The 19,756-nt window shown below is 57.2% G+C and carries 16 protein-coding genes; 11 read left to right on the forward strand and 5 right to left on the reverse strand.

What is annotated here, in order from left to right; all coding sequences use genetic code 11:
• Window positions 1-59 precede the first annotated feature (59 nt).
• The 8 genes from WBG04_RS18740 (at window position 60) to WBG04_RS18775 (ending at window position 13,723) form a co-directional block, all read left to right on the forward strand.
• A complete protein-coding gene (locus tag WBG04_RS18740) occupies window positions 60-1,241 on the forward strand; it encodes a metallophosphoesterase family protein (protein ID WP_424316245.1) in 1,182 nt (393 codons plus the stop codon).
• Window positions 1,232-3,991 carry an AAA family ATPase gene (locus WBG04_RS18745; RefSeq protein ID WP_424316246.1) on the forward strand — a complete coding sequence of 920 codons (2,760 nt, stop codon included), beginning with the start codon at window positions 1,232-1,234 and terminating at the stop codon, window positions 3,989-3,991. The genes WBG04_RS18740 and WBG04_RS18745 overlap by 10 nt, the downstream gene beginning before the upstream one ends.
• Window positions 3,992-4,851: 860 nt before the next feature.
• On the forward strand, window positions 4,852-5,022 hold the full coding sequence (locus tag WBG04_RS18750) for a hypothetical protein (RefSeq protein WP_424316247.1): 171 nt from the start codon (window positions 4,852-4,854) through the stop codon (window positions 5,020-5,022).
• A 12-nt stretch (window positions 5,023-5,034) separates the two neighbouring features.
• A complete protein-coding gene (locus WBG04_RS18755; protein ID WP_424316248.1) occupies window positions 5,035-6,960 on the forward strand; it encodes an AAA family ATPase in 1,926 nt (641 codons plus the stop codon).
• Window positions 6,961-6,977: 17 nt separating this feature from the next.
• Window positions 6,978-8,438 carry a DUF3375 domain-containing protein gene (locus WBG04_RS18760; protein ID WP_424316249.1) on the forward strand — a complete coding sequence of 487 codons (1,461 nt, stop codon included), beginning with the start codon at window positions 6,978-6,980 and terminating at the stop codon, window positions 8,436-8,438.
• A complete protein-coding gene (locus WBG04_RS18765; protein ID WP_424316250.1) occupies window positions 8,435-9,094 on the forward strand; it encodes a DUF4194 domain-containing protein in 660 nt (219 codons plus the stop codon). Before WBG04_RS18760 ends, WBG04_RS18765 begins: the two co-directional genes overlap by 4 nt.
• Complete coding sequence (locus tag WBG04_RS18770) at window positions 9,084-12,464, forward strand: ATP-binding protein (protein WP_424316251.1); 3,381 nt, start codon at window positions 9,084-9,086, stop codon at window positions 12,462-12,464. The genes WBG04_RS18765 and WBG04_RS18770 overlap by 11 nt, the downstream gene beginning before the upstream one ends.
• Window positions 12,465-12,487: 23 nt before the next feature.
• On the forward strand, window positions 12,488-13,723 hold the full coding sequence (locus WBG04_RS18775) for a DUF3322 domain-containing protein (protein WP_424316260.1): 1,236 nt from the start codon (window positions 12,488-12,490) through the stop codon (window positions 13,721-13,723).
• Here the strand turns inward: WBG04_RS18775 and WBG04_RS18780 are convergent.
• From WBG04_RS18780 to WBG04_RS18800, 5 genes are all read right to left on the reverse strand, one after another.
• Complete coding sequence (locus WBG04_RS18780) at window positions 13,647-14,591, reverse strand: HNH endonuclease (RefSeq protein ID WP_424316252.1); 945 nt, start codon at window positions 14,589-14,591, stop codon at window positions 13,647-13,649. The genes WBG04_RS18775 and WBG04_RS18780 overlap by 77 nt on opposite strands.
• A gap of 4 nt (window positions 14,592-14,595) precedes the next feature.
• Window positions 14,596-15,111, reverse strand: coding sequence for a hypothetical protein (locus WBG04_RS18785; RefSeq protein WP_424316253.1), 516 nt, complete (start codon window positions 15,109-15,111; stop codon window positions 14,596-14,598).
• Window positions 15,112-15,240: 129 nt separating this feature from the next.
• Window positions 15,241-15,678, reverse strand: coding sequence for a hypothetical protein (locus tag WBG04_RS18790; RefSeq protein ID WP_424316254.1), 438 nt, complete (start codon window positions 15,676-15,678; stop codon window positions 15,241-15,243).
• A gap of 65 nt (window positions 15,679-15,743) precedes the next feature.
• Window positions 15,744-16,829, reverse strand: a complete 1,086-nt coding sequence (dndB, locus tag WBG04_RS18795; RefSeq protein ID WP_424316255.1) for a DNA sulfur modification protein DndB — start codon at window positions 16,827-16,829, stop codon at window positions 15,744-15,746.
• Between the two features lie 13 nt (window positions 16,830-16,842).
• A complete protein-coding gene (locus WBG04_RS18800; protein WP_424316256.1) occupies window positions 16,843-17,232 on the reverse strand; it encodes a hypothetical protein in 390 nt (129 codons plus the stop codon).
• Window positions 17,233-17,349: 117 nt separating this feature from the next.
• Between WBG04_RS18800 and dndA the strand changes: the two genes are divergently transcribed.
• From dndA to WBG04_RS18815, 3 genes are all read left to right on the forward strand, one after another.
• Window positions 17,350-18,483, forward strand: coding sequence for a cysteine desulfurase DndA (dndA, locus tag WBG04_RS18805; RefSeq protein ID WP_424316257.1), 1,134 nt, complete (start codon window positions 17,350-17,352; stop codon window positions 18,481-18,483).
• Entirely contained in the window at window positions 18,437-19,159 is a 723-nt protein-coding gene (locus tag WBG04_RS18810) for a hypothetical protein (protein ID WP_424316258.1), read from the forward strand. The genes dndA and WBG04_RS18810 overlap by 47 nt, the downstream gene beginning before the upstream one ends.
• Before the next feature lie 92 nt (window positions 19,160-19,251).
• Window positions 19,252-19,756 (forward strand): hypothetical protein (locus WBG04_RS18815; RefSeq protein WP_424316259.1); only part of this gene is annotated, 505 nt, incomplete at its 3' end.

Below are 19,756 nucleotides of genomic sequence, written 5' to 3' on the forward strand. Positions count from 1 at the left end.
GTCTGTCTCTATGTGAAGAGCAATCCAATCCCTGATCATCCCCACCGCCGTTTCCCCCAATGCCGCTCAAAATTCTCCACACCGCCGACTGGCAGATTGGCAAACCCTTCGCCTCCACTCCCGATCCCGACAAGCGTCAGCGCCTCCAACAGGAGCGGCTCCGCAGCATTGAACGGATTGGTGAACTGGCAACGTCCGAATCCGCCGATATTGTGCTCGTGGCCGGCGACCTCTTCGATTCACCGAGCCCGACCAAGGCGACGGTCTCCGCGACCTTCCACGCCATCGGCAAAATCCCAGCTCCGGTAATCGCCATCCCGGGAAATCACGATTTCGGCGGTCCCGGTGGTCCTTGGAATCAGGAATTCGTCCAAAAAGAGGCCCGAGCGCTCGCCCCCAACTTCCAGATCCTCACCGAGGCCGTGCCGTTGGTTCTCGATACCGCCGTGATCCTCCCGGCCCCACTCCAGCACCGGCAGAATTTGTCCGACCCGACGGCCTGGATTCGCACCGCCTTCGACGAGTCATCCATTCCCTCCGACCACCCCCGCATCGTCCTCGCCCACGGCAGCGTGCAGGGCTTTTCCTCATCCGGCGACGAGGACGATGCCCAGGATTCCAATCTCATCGACCTGCCAAAACTGCCGCTCGATGAGATCGATTACATCGCGCTCGGCGACTGGCACGGCACCAAGCAGGTCGCAGAAAAGGCTTGGTATGCGGGAACTCCGGAAATCGATCGCTTCCCGAAAGGCAATGACAATCGCCCGGGCCACGTGCTGATCGCCACAATCGCTCGTGGCAAATCCCCCACTGTCAAAACCATCCCGACTTCCAAGCTTCAATGGCACCAACTCGCCATCCGTTTCGATGGAGAGTCGGACCTTGCCCAGCTTGAGCAGCAATTTGCGGAAACGGTCGGCACCGGCGCGGATGGGGTGCTCCTCCAACTCGAACTCAGCGGCGGCCTGACGATTAGCGAATCGCTCCACCTGCGCGAACTACTGGAAACCTGGGAGTCCCGACTCGTGCGCCTCAAGCTGCGCGACACCGTCGTCGAGATGCCCTCCGACGATGAAATCGCCCAGCTCACCGAACGGCGCAGCGACCCCCTGATTTCACGAGTCGCCACCCGGCTCGTCGAGCAGGCCGCCGGTAGCGACGAACAAGCCGCCGCCGCGCGCCTTGCCCTGCGCGAACTTTACCAACTGACCCTCCGTCACCAGCCCGCATGCGCCTGATCTCCCTCCATGTCCGGAACTACCGGATCCACACCGACACCCGGGTCGAGTTCGATGCCTCTCACAACCTCATCGGAGGCCCGAATGAAAGCGGCAAGAGCACCCTTGTCGAAGCCGCCCATCGCGCCTTGTTCCTCAACCACCGGCGCGGCGGCAACGTGCTCGAGAGCATGCAATCGAAAGACGCATCGGGACCCCCTGAAGTGGACCTCGAGTTCGAGCAAGGCGGCACCCACTACCATCTGAGCAAACGCTTCAAAGGCGCATCGACGGCGAGTCTCGCCGAACTCCGCACCGACACCCATGATCGCTGGACCGGAGCCGAGGCCGAGACGAAACTCGCGCAGCTCCTGGGCTTCGACGAACCCCTTTCCGCCAGCGCCGCGACCCAGTCGTGGGCCCACCTCTGGATCCGGCAAGGCGCCTCCGCCAATGACCCGACCCTCGACCTGAACGCCGAGCAAGCCACACTCGTGTCGCGCTTGCAGGAAGAAGGAGGCGCCGCCTTGATGCAGTCCGAGCTCGACGCCGCCGTCGCCCTGCGCTGTGCCGAGGCATGGGACGCCAACTTCACCAGCACCGGACAGACTCGTGCCGGCTCCGATCTGAAGCAGGCGGAAACCAACCTCGCCGAACAAGAGCGAATCCTCACCGAACGGACCGCCACCGCAAACCGGCTGGAGTCAGCTGTTAGAAATCATGAACGCGCGAGCCAACAACTCACCGAGATTGGTAAAACCCTGCCGGAACTCGAACAGCTCGAACAACAGGTCGTCGCCAAGCTGGCCGAAGTCGAAAAACTCAGAGCCGAGAAAGCAGACGTCGATCGCGAACTCACAGAAGCCCGCAAGTCACTCGCCGCCGACACCAAGGCAGACGGACGCATTCGTGATCTCGCCGGGGAAGTGGCGCGACTTGAAAAAGCCATCGAACCCCTGAACGCCGAGGTTCTCAAGGCACGCGAAGACCGGACCGCCGCCGAAGGAGCATCGAGGGAGTTGACCACTTCCGCAGACGCCGCAGCGGTCGCGACAAGAACCGCCCGACACCGCCGCGAGCTTGCCCAGCAATGGATCGAACAACTCCGCTGCCAAGCCTCCTTGGCAAAAACGAACGAGCGTCTCAAAAAAATCACCGCATTGCAGAACGAACTCGCTCCCCTTCAGCGAGCTCTCGCCGGCATGCCAAAGATCAGCAGCAAGGATCTGGATCGACTGCGCGCCCTCGAAAACAAAGTAGACCAAACCCGCGTCTCGCTTGAGGCGATTGCCGCAGGTGTGGAATGGACAAGCGGCGACGGCACTCCGCTATTGGACGGAGAGTCCCTGGAACGAGGAGTCGCCCGCACCATCACCGAGCCCTGCGACCTCGAAGTCGCCGGACACCGTTTCCGAATCCGCCCGGGTGGAGGAGCCAGCCTCGAAGAACTCCGTTCATCCCTCCACAAGTCCGAGGAAAAGCTCCGGGAAGCCTTCGAGGCTCTCGGCGTCGCCGACATGGCGAATGCTGCGCGCCATCTCGAAGAGCGCAGCGCCCACAGTGCCCGGATCAGCACCATCGAATCCAAGCTCGAAGCCCTCGATCCCGACGAAACCCGCGAGCACGCCACCCAACAGCAACGCAGCCTTTCGGAAACGGAGGCAGAGATCGCCCGACTCACCCCACTCGCAGGCGAGGTTAAAAAACCGAGCGACCTGAATGCCGCCACCGAAGCCCTCACCGACGCGGGACGCCTCCTAGCCTCCGCCGAAGGGGAAGAAAATGCCGCCCGGGGTCGTCAGCAGGCCAACCACGTGAAGGTCCAGGAGCTCATCCATAAACTCGAATCTTCCACCGAGAAACTTGCCGCCGCCACCACCGGCGCGGACCGAGCCCGCACCCAGCACGAGACGCTGGTGAAAGAACACGGCGATCAGGCGGCCCGCCGCGAACGCATCACCGCGACGGAGCGCAAGGTCGAAACCCTTGCGGCAAGCGAACTTCGTATTAGCAACAAGCTCAAGGAGCTCCAGCCCGAGTTGTTAGAACAGGACCTCACGCGCCATCGCCGGGCCATTTCCACCCAGCAGGAACTCCGCAACCAAGCGCAGCTTTCCCAGGCAGAGACCGCCGCCATCCTCAAAAGCGACGGCACCAGCGATCCCTATGCCGCCGTCGGCGAAGCCAAAGAAGCCGTCATCCGTGCCAAGGAAACTCACGCCTCCGCCTCCCGCCGGGCCGCTGCCGTGCGCCTCCTCCACGAGCTCTTTGAAGAAGAACAACAACGCTTCTCCGATCAACTCACCGAACCGCTTGCCCAGCGGATCAGCATTTATCTCCAATGCCTCTTCGGCCCCCAGGCCCGCGCGCGGATCCGCCAGAACACCGGCGACTTCTTCGGCCTCGAACTCATTCGCCCCGGCGGACCCTTCGAATTTGAAGAACTCAGCGGCGGCACCAAGGAACAACTCGCCGCCGCCGTCCGCCTCGCCATGGCCGAACTCCTCGCCGAAAGCCACGGCGGCTGCCTGCCCGTCATCTTCGACGATGCCTTCACCAACAGCGACGCCGATCGCATCGCCGGCCTCCAGCGAGTCCTCGACTTCGCAGCCAGCCGCGGCCTCCAGATCATCGTCCTGACCTGCACCCCCATCGACTACGCCAGCCTGGGTGCTCGAAACATCACCCTGGAACCCCTTAGCCCGAATCAAGCAGCACTCTCTTCATCGAAAGCACCGGAAAATTCAGGACCCGCCTCAGGAAATCTTTGATTCCGAATGTAGAACCTTTAACTCTGGACGCTGCCAACTGCATGCACAGACTCATCAATGCCTTGGAGTCCAGACAGATTGTCTTATCCCAGCCCTCTTAAAAGCGTGCAGCCTGTGACTACCCTTGCAGCCCAGTTCTCCACTCCGAAAACGATTTAAAGAAACCCCACTGACCAAAGCCAAATTCCAAAGTATCAGTCCATGTCCAAACCCACTATCGTCTGTCCCGACCTAAAATCTGCATTGGACCTCGCTCAGTCGAAGCGCCCAGATGCCGTCGGCAATCGCTTCCACTCCTTCCGAATTGAACTGCAAGACCCAGGACCAACAGCGACGGACTTGGTATCCCAGCTCGTGGACAATGGCTGGCACTTGATGGGCCTTCCCCTTGTCGTCGAAGCGAGCGAAGACAGGTCGAAGCACCTTCTAGTCTCGATGATGCAGTCGAACCCCCGGCCTCTTGAGTTACGAGCCCATCTCAATCTTGAAGGTCAGTTTCGTGCGGATGGTGAGCTGCGTGGCGAATCACGCATAATATGATCCACCCCTCACCACCAAGGATCACCTCCTCGAACGCGGCGACCTTATTTCGGGGCGCGGAAGAGATAGAAGTATCCAGATGCCGTCCAAAGGATAGAAATCACCAGCGTCCAACAGACTGCCCAAACAGCCATATCTCCCCACCAATCGAACGCCTACGGCATCCAAGAATTCTCATCTGTTCATGCCACACTTTCAGACAATTATGCTTCATCTTTGATTTATCTTCCGTATCTAATCCTAAAGGAAATCTCTCTGTGATCATCAATCGATAGAAGGTGTTCCGAAACACGACTCAACCGCCCTAACCCGCCCAAACCATGCCAAAGCCTCCTCCCAATCCTCTGAAGAAATTCCTCTCCGACTTGGACCCTAAACAACGTGAACTTGTTTCGCTCAGCCTCGACCTTCAGATCGAGAGCCTCAAGCCGAAGACGAATGACGAGAAAAAGGGCGTCCTAGAGGCTCGGATTCTGGGTCAGGTCAATTAGCCAAAAAACGCCATGATTTTCGAGCGGATCACCCTCCACAATTTCCAGCGGTATTGGGGCACCAACACCATCGATTTCCCGTCGGCGAACGGATCAAAGTCGATCGTTCTAGTGCTCGCGCCAAACAATAGCGGCAAAACGACGATCCTACGAGCGCTCCGCTTCCTTCTCTATGGCCACCTTGCGGGCAACCAACGAGAAACCGCATGGAATCTGGCAAACGACCGATGCCGACGCGAGGCCGAGGTTGGCGAGAATATCGATGTTTGGGTCGAAGCCCGTTTGTCGATTGGAGACAAGGAGCCCATCACCCTCCGTCGGCAGCTTCAGACCCGCCAATCGGGTCCAGACCGGTGGATAACCGAGGGACCATTTCTCCAGCACAAAAAGACTGATCGTCCGAACGAGCAGTTCGCGGATGATGCCGATGGCTCCCTACAGCTCCAGATCGATGCGGCCGTGCCGCAAGACCTCTTCTCCTGGTTCTATTTCGCTGGCGAACCGGCAGAGGGCAAGATGTCCCACGGGAATAGCGGGGCGCTAACCGAACCATTGAAAAAGGCAATCCAGATTCGCCGTTGGGCAGACGCAATCCACACCGCTCAGGGAGTTCTCGCCAACTTAAAGTCCACGCTCCAAAAGGAGACAAGAAACCACGGTGCCTATTCCGAGCTCTTGAGAAAGAAGGACGTCGTCTCTCGGAGCAAGGGAGAGAACCAAGAAGCTCTCCTTCAAATCAAGGGTGAACTCCACTCACTTCAGCAAAAGTATGACCAACTCGATGGCGAGTGCCTGAGAACCAGCAGGAAGGCGGAAGAATCGCAGAAGCTCTACCAACGTTTGAAGGATCAGGAGCAGAAACGGGACCGAGCCCTTTCAAATCTCGATAGATCCCGCAACGAGATCTGCGCACTGGTCTCTAAAGGCTCCGGCCTTCCCCTTCTTGAGCCAATCCTCGGCCAGATTGAAGACCGACTTGAAGCCCTGAGAAAAGCCAACCTTCTTCCTGCTGACATCTCGAAGGGCTTTATCGAGCGTCTCCTTCGGACCCAGACCTGTGTCTGCGGAAGAACACACGACGATGATGCGAAACACCATCTCCAAGCCTACCTCGATAAGACTCTGGCGAATCATACGAACAACGATCTGGTCAACCTCGCCAATGCTTTGGAAGGCGGCCAAGAAGGGCGGATTCGCTCAGCCATCCGAAGCTTCTCTCCGCTGCTGAGACAGGCGTCCGAGCGCAAGATTGATGCCACACGGGAAGTATCGGAATCAAAGAGAGCGATCGAGGAGCTGAAGCCCCAGGTCCAATCGTCGTCGATTGAGGAATTCAATAAATTGGTCCGCGCCCGCGAGGAGGCGAGCCGAGACCTCCGATCAAAACAGGCTACCGAAGCCGAACTCGATCGCAAGATCAAGACACAGGAGGCGACGCTCAGGGACCTTAGCCCCCAGATCGCAAAAGCGAGACCGAAACGAGGAAGCGGCGAGGCCGAGAAGCTTGAGGCCGCGATCGAAATTGCTGAGGACCTCCTTTCCAATCTGAGAGAGGGTCGCCAATGCTTCCAGGACTCCGTTTACGAGCTTCTTCAGGAACGCATGAGCCACCACTTTGATTCCTCGGTCACGGGTGGAAACCGATCCAAGCTTGATCGAGAAACCCTGCTTCCTATGATCGTCGATTATTCAGGGAATCTGGTTCGAAATCCAGGCGGCGGTGAAATGCAGGTCCTCTCGATCGCGTTCGTCGCAGCACTTGCCGAACTCCGCTCGCGTATCAATGCCGACCTCAAGGGAGCGGGGCTAGGCGGACGTCTCCTCGGAGAACAATCCTTCATTCTCGACTCCCCCTTCACGAGTGCCGACCCGGTTGTTCTCGTCGCTTTCAAAAGCTTCACAGGTGTTCGGATTGCAGCATTCTGCGTTTCCAACTAGAAGGTTTAACGAGAATCATGGCGGACCTGAACTACAACACACTTCAAGTGCTCCAGAAGGAACACCCCGCGTGGCGTCTGCTTCGTTCGGATCATGCTCCGCTGGTGGTCTCGTTTCTCAACCGCGTGTTCGTGCAACCGAATGTCCGCGTGATCCCCGAAGCGGATCTAGCAGAAGCTCTGGAGGACGAACTCTTCGGTGTGCGTGAACGTTTCGATTTGACGGATTATCCGCGCCCGGCCCGGGAATACCTAAACGACTGGGCATCACCTGAAAAAGGTTGGTTGCGGAAATTCTACCTGCGCGGGACAGACGAGGCTCATTTCGACTTGGTGCCCGCGACTGAACGAGTCATCACTTGGCTCGGTGAACTGGGTTCGCGTGCATTTGTAGGCACCGAGTCGCGGCTGCTCACCCTGTTCGAACTTTTGCGCCAGATGGCCATGGGATCAGAGACCGATCCCGAAACCCGCGTGACCGAACTGCAGAAACGCCGCGATGAAATCGACCGGGAAATCGCCGCCGTGCTGGCCGGCGACGTGGCCTTGCTCGACGACACCGGCATGCGCGACCGCTTCCAGCAGTTCACCCAAATGGCCCGCGAACTCCTCTCCGACTTCCGGGAAGTAGAACACAACTTTCGGACGTTAGATAGATCGGTGCGTGAGCGAATCGCACTCTGGGAGGGAGGCAAAGCCGCGCTGCTGGATGAAATCCTGGGCCGCCGAGATGCGATCGATGATTCCGATCAAGGCCGCAGTTTCCGTGCGTTCTGGGACTTTCTCATGTCAGACCGCCGTCAACAGGAACTCACCAAACTATTGGACTCCATTCTGGATCATGCCGCCGTTCGAGCCACCGATCCGGACCCTCGACTCCGGCGCGTGCATTACGACTGGCTTGAAGCGGGCGACCACACTCAGCGAACGGTAGCCGACCTTTCGAAGCAGCTCCGGCGTTTTCTCGATGACAAGGCCTGGTTGGAAAACCGACGCATCATGGATCTCCTGCATGGCATCGAAACCAAATCGCTTGCGGTGCGTGAAACGCCGCCGGGCACAGCCTTCTTCATGAATATTCGTGAAACCTCCGCCGCGATCCAACTGCCCTTTGAGCGTCCGCTTTATACTCCCCCCTTTAAGCCCGATCTAAATACGAGCGTGCTAGCCGCAGACGAAGTGGAAATCGATGCCGCGGCACTCTTCGCCGTGCGTTTTGTCGATAAAGCGGCACTTTCTTCCCACATCCGCCATGCGCTCCAGAACACCCCGCAGGTAAGTTTGCGCGAGCTTGTGGAATCCAAGCCGTTAGAGCACGGCCTGGCGGAAATCATCGCCTATCTTGAAGTAGCTTCCGGGTCATTCAAGATCACCATCGATGAATCCAGCGAGGAAATCCTAGTATGGGAGTCGCTTGTCGAAGGCGGTATCCCACTCCATAAGTCCGCTCGTCTTCCCCGCGTGATATTCGTCCGATGAACCCACCTCCCACCACTCCCGAATCACCGCCTGATGTCGCTTTGTCAGCGATCATCATTCCCTTGCTCAAAGGGGTCGTCTATCAGGATGGCGATCCCAAGTTGTGGGCCGGTCTGCTCGCCTTGGATGCGAGAGTTCGGGATTACGTAGAGGTGCTCGACCTGGAGCTTGTTCTCGATGAATCGGAGGGATACGCCTTTCTCCGATCGCGGGAAACGGATCCGGACGAGTTATCCCAAAGCCCGCCCCGCACCGCCACGCCACGGCTTTACATGCGCCGCCAGCTTTCGTTTCCGGTAAGCTTGATGCTGGCGCTGCTGCGCAAGAAACTCGCGGAATCCGATTCCACCGGCGGTGACACGCGGCTCGTTCTCAGCCGCGATGAATGCGCCGAAATGCTGCGGCTTTTCCTCCCGACGCAAACGAACGAAGCTCGAATCACCGATCAGATCGAGACACATCTCAACAAAATCGCCGAACTCGGATTCATCCGCAAACTCAAGAGTGCTGCCGGTTCTGGTCAAGCGGTAGCTTACGAAGTACGCCGTATCCTCAAAGCCTTTGTCGATGCCCAGTGGCTCGCCGAGTTCGATGCACGCCTAGAGGCCTATCGCTGCCACATGGAATCCCCGACGGAGGAGACGAATGAAAACTGACTCTGACGATACGTTCCTGGAGTTCGCGGAGGACGATTCGTTGACCGGGTTCCGCCTCCGCCGATTGGAGGTCTTCAACTGGGGCACCTTCGATAAGAGGGTCTGGAGCCTGCATCCAGAAGCCCGGAACTGTCTCATCACCGGTGATATCGGTTCAGGAAAATCCACTCTGGTAGATGCTATCACCACGTTGCTCGTTCCGGCCAATCGTATCGCGTTCAACAAAGCTGCCGGTGCGGAATCCAAAGAGCGGAGCTTGCGATCCTACGTGCTCGGATACCATCGCACCGAGCGTTCCGAAAGCGGTGTCGGAGCCGCGAAACCAGTGGGGCTCCGTGACGCGAACTCCTTTACCGTGTTGCTGGCGGTATTTCACAACGAAGGCTATGACCAAACGATTTCACTCGCCTGCGTGCTTTGGATGAAGGACCCCAATGGTCCGCCATCCCGGTTCTATGTGGGGGCCGAGCGCGACCTTACAATATCTAGCGATTTCACAGATTTCGGCTCGGACATGCGGGAGCTGCGTCGCCGACTTCGCCAATCCGGGGCGACTCCCATCGACTCCTTCACGGAATATAGTGCATGGTTCAGAAGGCGCTTCGGAATCGAAAACGAACAGGCGCTCGACCTTTTTCACCAGACGGTTTCGATGAAGTCGGTCGGGAATCTCACCGATTTTGTCCGCGACCACATGCTCGAACCCTTCGAGGTGGAAACGCGTATTTCATCGCTGATCAGCCACTTCGACGATCTGGACCGAGCTCACGCCGCCGTGCTCCGTGCGAAGCGTCAGGTGCAACTCCTCACGCCGATCATTGGCGACTGCAACCGCCATGAGGAACTGCGGGCCGAGTCAGACGAGTTGAAGGAAGCTCGCGAGTTACTAACAGCGCATTTTGCCTCACTGAAGATTGGATTGCTGAACGAACGAAACGCCAGCTTGCACGCCGAGGAAGAACGGCGACGACAGAATCTCGCGGCCATCATTGAGAATCTCGCATCCCTGCGTAAGGACGAGTCCGCGCTCGCCCGCCAGATCGCGGAAAATGGCGGTGATCGAATTGCGGTGCTTGCCGCCCAGATCGATGAACTAACCGCCGAGCGCAATCGCCGCAGCTTGAAGGCTGAGCGCTATGCCGACCTCGTCCGGCAGCTTGACGAAGCCGTTGCCAAAACTTCCGATTCGTTTGTCGAGCAGCGCGACCGGATTGCTGGAATGAAAAGGGATGCCGAGAACGAGGAGGCAGACCTTCAGAACCAAGTAACAGATGACGCTGTGGCCATGCGGCGCTTGCAGGATGAGCAGCAGGAACTGGCAAATGAAATCGCCAGCCTCAAGGCACGGCGGAGCAATATACCGTCTAAACAGATCGCAATCCGTGAAGCCCTTTGCGGCGCGATGGGAGTCTCGGAGAACGAAATGCCCTTCGCAGGTGAGCTGTTGCAAATTCATCAGGAGGAATCCGTATGGGAGGGCGCTGCCGAGCGGCTTTTGCACAACTTCGGGCTATCACTCCTCGTTCCGGACAATCACTATTCCGAAGTCGTCGAGTGGGTGGACCGCACTCACCTGCGGGGACGTTTGGTTTACTTCCGGGTGCGCCAAGCGCGTTGTGAGGAATTGTCCCCGGCGCATCCGGATTCCATCATCCGCAAACTCTCGATCCTCCCAGATTCTCCATTTTACGACTGGATGGAACGCGAACTCTCTCATCGTTTCGACGTGGCTTGTTGTGAAACTCATGAGCAATTCCGGCGGGAAACTCGAGCCATCACCCGAGCCGGACAGATGCGGATGCCGGGGGAACGTCACGAAAAGGACGACCGCCATCGGCTTGACGACCGGTCCCGTTACATTCTCGGCTGGAGCAACGAGGCGAAGATCGCGACTCTGGAACGCGAAAAGGCGAAAGTGGAATTCGACGGCGCGGCGATTGCATCCCGTTTGGCCAACACTGAAAAGAAACGCAGTAATTTGCGCACACGAATCGGCTTGCTTTCCAAACTCGAAGAATACCGGGAGTTTCGTGAGATCGATTGGGAATCCATTGCGTCTCAAGTCGCGAACAAGACTCAAGAGTTGCGAGAATTGAAAAACGCATCGGACATTCTTCGCGAACTCAACGAGCGCCTGAAAATTGTCCAAACTTCAATTGAACATGAAGATGCGAAGAAGAGCGATGAAGACAGCAAGCTCGGAGCTGTCGAAGTGCGAATCCAGAATACTCAGGCACTGAGCGATTCCGCGAACGCTCTGGTGAGAGAAGCAGACGCCGACGCGCTAACAAGCAGAGTCGACCGTCTGGACGAACTACGACGTGAGGCACTCGGCGAGCACACGCTCACGGTTGAGGGCTGCGATGCCCGCGAGCGCGAGGTGCGTGCGTGGATGCAGGCACGCATCGATTCAAGAGACAAGGCGGGCAATGCGGTGCGTGACCGATTGATCGGGCGCATGAGTGATTTTTGCCGGGAGTTCGAGGCGGAAACCCGCGAGATGGACGCATCCGTGGAATCATCCGGTGAATTCCGAACTTTGCTGGAGCGCCTTCGGGGAGACGACCTGCCGAGGTTTGAGAAACGTTTCAAAGAACATCTCAATCAAAATACCATCCGGGAAATCGCAAACTTCAATGCGCACCTGAATCAACAACGCGAAACAATTCGCGAACGCGTGGATCGGATCAATCAATCCCTTGTGGAAATTGATTACAATCCCGGGCGCTATATCAAACTCGAAGCGACGCCTGTTCCCGATCAGGACATTCGCGCATTTCAGAATGAATTACGTGCCTGCACTGAAGGCGCTCTAACTGGATCTGACGATGAACAGTATTCCGAGGCAAAGTTTATTCAGGTCAAAAGCATCATCGAGCGCTTCCGGGGTCGCGAGGGAACCACGGATCTGGATCGTCGCTGGACGCGAAAGGTCACCGATGTTCGCAACTGGTTTGGTTTCGCCGCCAGCGAGCGTTGGAAGGAAGATCACAGTGAGCACGAACACTACTCGGACTCCGGTGGTAAATCGGGCGGGCAAAAGGAAAAGCTCGCATACACCATTCTCGCGGCGAGCTTGGCTTATCAGTTTGGTTTGGAGTGGGGGCGAGTCCGCTCTCGCACGTTTCGTTTCGTTGTCATTGATGAGGCGTTCGGGCGTGGATCGGACGAATCCGCACAATACGGGCTGCGGCTTTTTGAAAAGCTCAACCTCCAGCTTCTCATTGTCACCCCGTTGCAGAAAATCCATATTATCGAGCCCTATGTCGCGTCAGTTGGATTCGTTCACAATGCGGGCGGTTGTGATTCACAGCTACGCAATCTCACAATCGAAGCCTACCGCGAGGAAAAGGAGCGTGCCACGTCATGAGCCGATCCAAGAAAATCGACTGGATGACACCGGGCGATGTGAAATCAAAGCTCCGTCGGCGCTGGGATCGCGGCGACATTCTGTCCGGCCAAATCAAAAGAGAATCGTTGTTTCCCCTTCGCTTTACGATCCGTGGACCAAGCTCGTCTGAGCTTTCATCGAACTTCTCCGCAGTCGGGGACTGGGCGTTGAGTTGGCGCGAGCAAGCGGCAATTCAATGCGAATGGAAGAACATCCAACACAAACTGTTCGGAGCCAATGAATTGCCCTCCGCTGCCGTTTTTGGCGACGTCGAAGCCGCAGTCCGGTTACTGGGGGTTCGGCGTGAGTGGGACACCTTCCGCAGGATCTCAGAAATGACAGACTCCGCATTTCCCGACTTACACCCTTGGTTGGCCCGACGGCCCATGTTTGCGCTCGATCTAGCTGACGATTGGGAGCGACTGCTCTCTGTGCTCAATTGGATTCGTGATCATCCACGCAGCAATCTCTACCTTCGTCAGATCGACGTTCCTGGAGTCCATACCAAATTTGTCGAGCGGCATCGCGGCACTCTTGCCGAACTGCTCGATCTCATACTTCCGGCAGAACTGATCAATCCCGATTTCCGAGGGGTCACCGGCTTCGCCAATCGATATGGATTGCGTGACAAACCGGAGCGCATCCGTATCCGCTATCTCGATCCAGCCTGCGCCATTGAGCCGAATCGCCTGGGACTCGATCTCACTCTCGATGCCGCAGCCTTCCGTCTGCTAGATCCTTCCGTGGAACGCGTCTTCATCACCGAGAACGAAATCAACTTCCTGGCTTTTCCAGATTTCCCCCGGAGTATCGTGATCTTCGGTGCGGGTTATGGTTGGTCAGCCTTGGCAGGCGCGGAGTGGCTCCAGCGCTGTGCCATCCATTATTGGGGGGATGTCGATACTCATGGATTTGCCATTCTCGATCAACTACGGACATATCTACCACACACTCAGTCGCTGTTGATGGATCTCGATACCTGTGTCGCATTCCGCGATCTCTGTACCCATGAAGCAACCCCCACCAAACGAGATCTTCAGCGTCTAACTGCTGGCGAATTGGCGACACTTGATTATCTCCGTGCCGACGCGCGTCCTGAGTCTCCACGTCTTGAACAAGAGCGCTTGCCATTCTCGGTGCTCGAAGTGGTTCTGCGTGACATCAATGATCGTGATAGTCGGGTGATTGGAAACGGTGGGCTTTCCGATGCCACTCAAAGTGCTTCGGATCCGGCCTGAGACGGGCTTGAAGTTGAAAGTTCAGTGGCTGGTTGTGAAATTGCGCCAGCAATTTCCCATGTGGCGATGACTCGGTGTAGCGTCCGAGGGCGATCTGGACGAGCAGATCATCGCCATTTGGAACAACTGTCCAAAGTCCGGCGTCGAACATCCAGTGGGCGTCGGGAGTGAGGGCGAGGCCGTTTCGGGGATCATCGTTGCCGCTTTTGGCGTGTTGGTGGATGTGGGCGGCTTGGACAATGTAGCCGTCGGTAGTTTCAAGTCGGTAACCGGTGAGGGCACATGTGAATTGATAGCCGCTGGTGACATCAACTTTGAAACGGCTGTCGCGGCCTTTCTTCCGACTCGCTTTGAACGCGTCGGCGTTTTGCTTGAAATCGGCCATCTCGGCGGAGTCGGGAATGGGAAGACCGAGGCGTTCGCAGATGCCAACCTGTTCTCCAGGAGTGAAGTAACTGGCGATCAAGCCGCGCCGGGCTTGTTGGCGGAATGCGGGATCTTGGAGGCACGAGAACAGACCGGGATCGAGTTTGCAGAGGCGGGTGGTGAGTTTTGAACTCGATGGCGCGCCGTGTTCGTCGAAACGCTCCCAGATTGAATCGTGGATGCCGCCGAGAGCGTTGAAGGGCATGGCGATGTCAGGGCGGTTGCGTTGGCGATCGAGAACCAAGTCCCAGTAGCTGCGGAATTGGGAGACGAGCCGTGCATGAAATGGAACTAAGGCATCCTTGAACTCACCGGCTTCGATGAGATCGATCACGCTGAGTAACATCAGTGGCTTGTGCGGGGCTATGCCGCGTGCCTCGGTGCGGGCCGCGTTGAGGTTGGCGAGTTTGCCAAGCCAGTAGGCACTTTTATTTGTCTCCATTTGCCTATTCGGATCCGGTCTTTGGTGTTTTTTGTTGAGGTTTGCGTTTTGATTCCTTGCGCAGGTTATCAATCAGGCATCCGGCATCTTCCAGGTCGGAGCATTCGATGTATTCGACTGGCCATTCCGACTCGGTTAGACTTTTAGATGGTAGATCCAGTTGCCGCAATGCTGCTATCCGGTGAATACCGTCGCAGACATCGATGAATTTCGAAAGCGGAAGCTTCAGCGTTCCAAAGCCGCTTTCGGGATGTGCGGGGTGTGGCGTGAATGTGCTGCCTTGCCCGATGGCAACCAGCAATGGCGGGGCGGGAGGTATGGAACCTGCGGACAGCCAATCGTTTGCCATTCTACGGGCGCGGGGATGATTTAGCCGCAGGCCGCTGCCTTGTGTTCCATCTTTGGCGAATGAACCCAGGCAGAAGAGAATCGTTTTCAAAGACCAATTTGCGATGAATTGCGGACGCCCCTTTTTTTGAAGACGAATCGCCATGAATTCGAGAGTGGGTTCATCGATCATGCCGCGAGCTGGATTTTGTCTGATAGTTCAGTCTGTTTTTTGGATTTGGCAGGCATGGTCTGGGGTAAAGATTGAAATTCCGAAATGCGGAGATGCTAAAAGTTGGTTGGCTTGGTGAAGCTTGGCTGGTCAATCCTTCGGAATGCGCCCGGACTTCGACTCGATTTTCTTTTCCTCGGCCTTCACCCGGCGTTCGAGTTTTTTGATGTCTTCCTCAGGGGGCAGGTTTTCGGCTTTGATGCCACGCTGGCCGAGCATTTCACGGACGCTATGGTTGTTCTGGACGTGTTCACGAGTGAGCATGAAGTCCTCGACGGGACGCTCCGCCCCGCTTCCGAGGGGGACCATTTTCGTGACGCCACGAAAATGGTGTTCAGGATCGTAACCTGTTGTCTTACAGGAATCGATGGCCCGCTGAATGGCGGTCATAAAGTTCTCCCAGCGTGCGTAACCAAGAGGGGCCTGAAGGTCCCTGGCAAACCAGAACTCCAGTGCGGCTTCTTCGGGATGGATTTGGACCAGTTGATCGAACTGAACTTGCAGGGTGACGATGGAATCGGGATTCATGGCGGTAAATCAGGTGAGTGGCCTCTGCGAAGCGGGTCGTTTCAAGCAATGGCGTGCATGGATCTTCACTTCTTGTCCCGTTGGCGGGAAGCGGCCTCCACCTTCTTCTCGGACTCTTCCAAGGGCAAGCCAAGCGCTTGCTTGATGACATTGGTGGTGAGGATGACGTTGGTCGTGACCTTGGAAACCTTGCCGCCGATCAGGGCACGGCCTTCCCAGACTTTGGCGTTGGCGCGGGACCAATCGATTTTCTCAAGGGAGGCAAGTTTGGGTTTCCAGCCCTTGGGGTGAGCCTTGAGCAAAGCATTCCCGGCCTTGCCGATGGCTTGAAGGGCGATGCCGTGGGAGTGGATGAAGCCTTCACGGACTTCGCTGGCGGGCATGCGGCCGTCCTTGACCTGGGTCCACGCCGGGAAGTGGAAGGCGACTTCCTCCCAGAACTCGCGGGCGAGTTTGGCATCGGCGTTGAGATCGCCGGTGGCGAGGCCTTCGACGAGGTCGGCGCAAGCATTGTAAAAAGCGGACAGGGTGAAGAGCTTGCGCGAACGGGGAGCGAGCGAGGATTTCTCCATGTCCACGATTTCCTTGTAGAAGCGGGACTTGAGGATGACGAGCTTGGCGAGCTTCGCCTTGTCGTTGCGGTGATCGTAGAGCAGGCTGATCGAGCGGCTGGGGCGGATTGCGTGGCGGTTGAGGTCGGCGAACATCTGCTGGCAGCGCTCCAGCCCAATATCGAGAAAGAAGACCACGGCGATAGTCTCGTGGGCGAGTTCCGGGCGCTGCTCCAGTGCGGAGATGATGGCGGCGCGGCGGTGCTGGCCATCATTGATGATGAACTTGGCGTCCATGGGCACCTTGAGGATGCCGAGTTTGTCCTGATCTCCCAAGGCTTCAAAATCGACCTTGGAATCAATGGACACCGTGAGCGCGGAGAAGACGTAGTCGTCTGGGTTGTTCAAAACGTAGCCCGCCATTTCCGGGATGCGGCCTTTGCTAAGGATGCGCTGGGCCCGGAGTTCCGGCGGGAGTTCGTCCTCGTTGAAGATGGAGATTTGGCGCATCATGCGTAGACTCCACATGGCGACGTAGTATTCGCGTCGGGCCTGGACGCCGCGGATGACGGGGAAGCTGAGAGTGGGTTCGGTATCCATGGGGTCTGGGGGATCAGGGTAGTTCGTGGAAGGCGGCAAGACGTGGGATGGCTTCGCGGGCGATGCGGACGGATTCGCGAGCGAGCTGCACCCGGGTTTCCAGATCGGCGGTTTTCCCGGTGTCGCCGGATTCGCTTACTTCTCGGAGTCTTCCTTCGAGTTGGGCGAGACGAAACTCGGATCGTTGAAGGATCAAGAGCCCTTCGTAATAGGCGGGGGTGGAGCGATAGAGGTCATGCGCCCGCCTAGCTCCTGCAGCCAGTTCTTCGGCGCTCTGCCAATCGAGAGTGCTGTGGAAAATCTCGTCCCGCATCAAATTCTCAAGCAGCGCAAGCCGACGCTCCGGCGCACCTGTGGCGGCGGCGATAAGGGATGCGTAGGGCGATGCTTTTTGACGTTGCACGGGAAAATGCTTTGGTATTTCTTTCGGGGCAGATGGCCTTGCGAGCGGTATCTGTTTGTTAAATACGACACATCGCTTTAGCAAACACTTTTTAGATTTTCTTATCAGCCTCCTGAAATGTCCCCAGTTTACCTCGACTGCAACGCCACCACTCCCCTCGACCCAGCGGTCCAGGAAGTGCTGTTTCGCTATCTGACTGAAGAATTCGGCAACGAAGGGAGTCGCACGCACGAATACGGGTCACGGGCGAAGCAGGCGGTGCAGAAAGCTCGCGATCAAGTGGCGGCGGTAGTGGGAGCGAAACGCGATGAAGTGATTTTCACCAGTGGCGCAACGGAGTCCAACAATTTGGCCATCCTTGGGTTAGCCGCTCACGGGAACGAGACAGGAAAGCGGCACCTCATCGGCACACGGATCGAGCACAAGGCGGTGATTGAGCCGCTGGAAGCAATGGAGAAACAAGGCTTCGAAGTGACCTGGCTGTCATCGGACGAGCATGGTCGAGTGCGCGTAGAGGATCTGGAAGGTGCGCTCCGGCCGGACACACTGCTGGTATCGATCATGGCGGCGAACAACGAGACGGGTGTTCGCCAGCCGCTGCATGAGATCTGCAAGATCTTGGAAGGCCACGAAGCCTATCTCCATACCGATGCGGCGCAGGCTTTCGGCAAGGATCTGGAACCCTTGCGCAAGGTACGGATCGACCTGATTTCGGTGAGTGGACACAAGATTTACGCACCGAAAGGGATCGGAGCGCTGATCACACGTCGCCGGGGATATGATCGCCCTCCGCTCAAGCCGCTCTTCTACGGCGGTGGCCAGGAACGCGGCCTGCGACCCGGCACGCTTCCGGTCGCACATGTAGCCGCGTTGGGTATGGCCGCTGAGGTCGCACTCAAGCAGCACGAGAAGCGTCGCGAACACTGCCGCAAGATCAAGGACGCGGCGCTGGCAGCATTTGCTCCGCTCTCCTCACGGATTCACGGGCCGGCGGAAGAGACGATGGATCATGTGCTGAATCTCGCTTTCCCGGGCATTGATTCCGAGGCGCTGATCGTCGCGCTCAAGGATTTGGTGGCGATCTCCAACGGTTCAGCCTGCACGTCGAGCAGCTACACCCCCAGCCATGTGATCAAAGCCATGGGCTACGGGGATGATGAGGCCAACGAGGCTCTTCGTTTTAGCTGGTGCCACATGACGCCGGATGTGGACTGGGAAGAGATTGCACAACGAATCCGCAATCTGGTATAGGTCGGACGTGCCCCTAGTCGAACTCGATCAAGACATTCTCGACCATCTCAAGTCGGAGGTCCGTGACTTTGGTGAAACGCCCTCATCCGTCTTGAGAAGGCTGCTAGGTCTGAATAGGGGTACCGCGCCGGAGATTGCCGAACCTAGACAACCGCCTGACCCACCAGCCATCCATGTGGATCCTCCCCCCTGCCCCCCAACTACGGCACCCGGTCACCAGAGTTCGACAACCCGCAACCAAGCTCCAAATGCTGACCAAACTGCCATTATTAGTCCACACGAAGTTGATGCAGCGAGGCACGCGATTGACCGTTTCATGCTGATCCTCAAAAAGCTCTACCTGTGGAGTCCTGAGCGATTTGTAGCGGTAGAGCGAGTGAAGGGACGGAGGCGAATCTACTTTTCGCGCTCAGTTGCAGAGGTGGCGGCAGCAGGGAATGCTGTAAATCCCCAACGCATCCAAGGAACTCCTTATTTCGTAGCGACGAATCTCAGCAACGATAGGAAGGTCGCAATCATGAATGAAGTCCTCACACTTCTTCAAGTGCCCTTCCCTAAGCGCCCCGAACTTATCCGAATTCTGAACACTCAGAACATGATCCATCAGCCGATTGAACTGCCTCCATTACCCGAAACCATGGAAGAAAAAGGCGCGATCGACGACGATCAGATATAGGTAAACAAGCTCATCGCCAAAACAGGGAAACTATGGAGAAACAAATCTTTGTCTGCCCCCTCCCTTACGCGGCCTACGCTATCTTTAAGCGATTGAGATCGGCATGGGAGTTGAACGGCTCACAGGGACAGGAGCCGCCACTACCACTTGTTCTAGATGGATGGCACTACTCCTCCGATGTCGACAAACAGTTCCGCTGGAGGCAGGTGGTTGATTGGGCCAAACGCAATGGGGAGCACGAAGCTCTGTTAGACCTTAAAGAGGAGGACTGCTACTATGTTAGTGAACTTTCAACTTCGTACCCGGAACAGCACTATAGTTTCGAATACATCGAGCCTCGCGACCGGCCTACCGACGCACAAATCGACACCGCATTTACTACCCTCTTAAAGAATTGGACGCACATAGCCGGGCCAGAAGTCTCACCCTACTGTGTTCCGCATTCCATCACGGGCCGGAAAGCTCGCCGTCTTCTCGTGAAACTAACAGGAGAAGGCAACCCGCCTTGGGGTAGCTGGTTTTCTCTAGACTCCGGTCCTAGCCGGAAACGCTTCACTGAATTCCGGCAACGAATCAATGATGCCGTCAAGCCAGCCG

Origin of the sequence: Haloferula sp., from assembly GCF_049672945.1 — a bacterium.
In the GTDB taxonomy this organism is placed as follows: Bacteria; Verrucomicrobiota; Verrucomicrobiia; order Verrucomicrobiales; family Akkermansiaceae; genus Haloferula.

Coding starts and splice junctions, on each gene's coding strand:
- WBG04_RS18740 (WP_424316245.1), top strand. CDS start 60: ATGCCGCTCAAAATTCTCCACACCGCCGACTGGCAGATTGGCAAACCC.
- WBG04_RS18745 (WP_424316246.1), top strand. CDS start 1,232: ATGCGCCTGATCTCCCTCCATGTCCGGAACTACCGGATCCACACCGAC.
- WBG04_RS18750 (WP_424316247.1), top strand. CDS start 4,852: ATGCCAAAGCCTCCTCCCAATCCTCTGAAGAAATTCCTCTCCGACTTG.
- WBG04_RS18755 (WP_424316248.1), top strand. CDS start 5,035: ATGATTTTCGAGCGGATCACCCTCCACAATTTCCAGCGGTATTGGGGC.
- WBG04_RS18760 (WP_424316249.1), top strand. CDS start 6,978: ATGGCGGACCTGAACTACAACACACTTCAAGTGCTCCAGAAGGAACAC.
- WBG04_RS18765 (WP_424316250.1), top strand. CDS start 8,435: ATGAACCCACCTCCCACCACTCCCGAATCACCGCCTGATGTCGCTTTG.
- WBG04_RS18770 (WP_424316251.1), top strand. CDS start 9,084: ATGAAAACTGACTCTGACGATACGTTCCTGGAGTTCGCGGAGGACGAT.
- WBG04_RS18775 (WP_424316260.1), top strand. CDS start 12,488: ATGACACCGGGCGATGTGAAATCAAAGCTCCGTCGGCGCTGGGATCGC.
- WBG04_RS18780 (WP_424316252.1), bottom strand. CDS start 14,591: ATGGAGACAAATAAAAGTGCCTACTGGCTTGGCAAACTCGCCAACCTC.
- WBG04_RS18785 (WP_424316253.1), bottom strand. CDS start 15,111: ATGATCGATGAACCCACTCTCGAATTCATGGCGATTCGTCTTCAAAAA.
- WBG04_RS18790 (WP_424316254.1), bottom strand. CDS start 15,678: ATGAATCCCGATTCCATCGTCACCCTGCAAGTTCAGTTCGATCAACTG.
- dndB (WP_424316255.1), bottom strand. CDS start 16,829: ATGGATACCGAACCCACTCTCAGCTTCCCCGTCATCCGCGGCGTCCAG.
- dndA (WP_424316257.1), top strand. CDS start 17,350: ATGTCCCCAGTTTACCTCGACTGCAACGCCACCACTCCCCTCGACCCA.
- WBG04_RS18810 (WP_424316258.1), top strand. CDS start 18,437: ATGTGGACTGGGAAGAGATTGCACAACGAATCCGCAATCTGGTATAGG.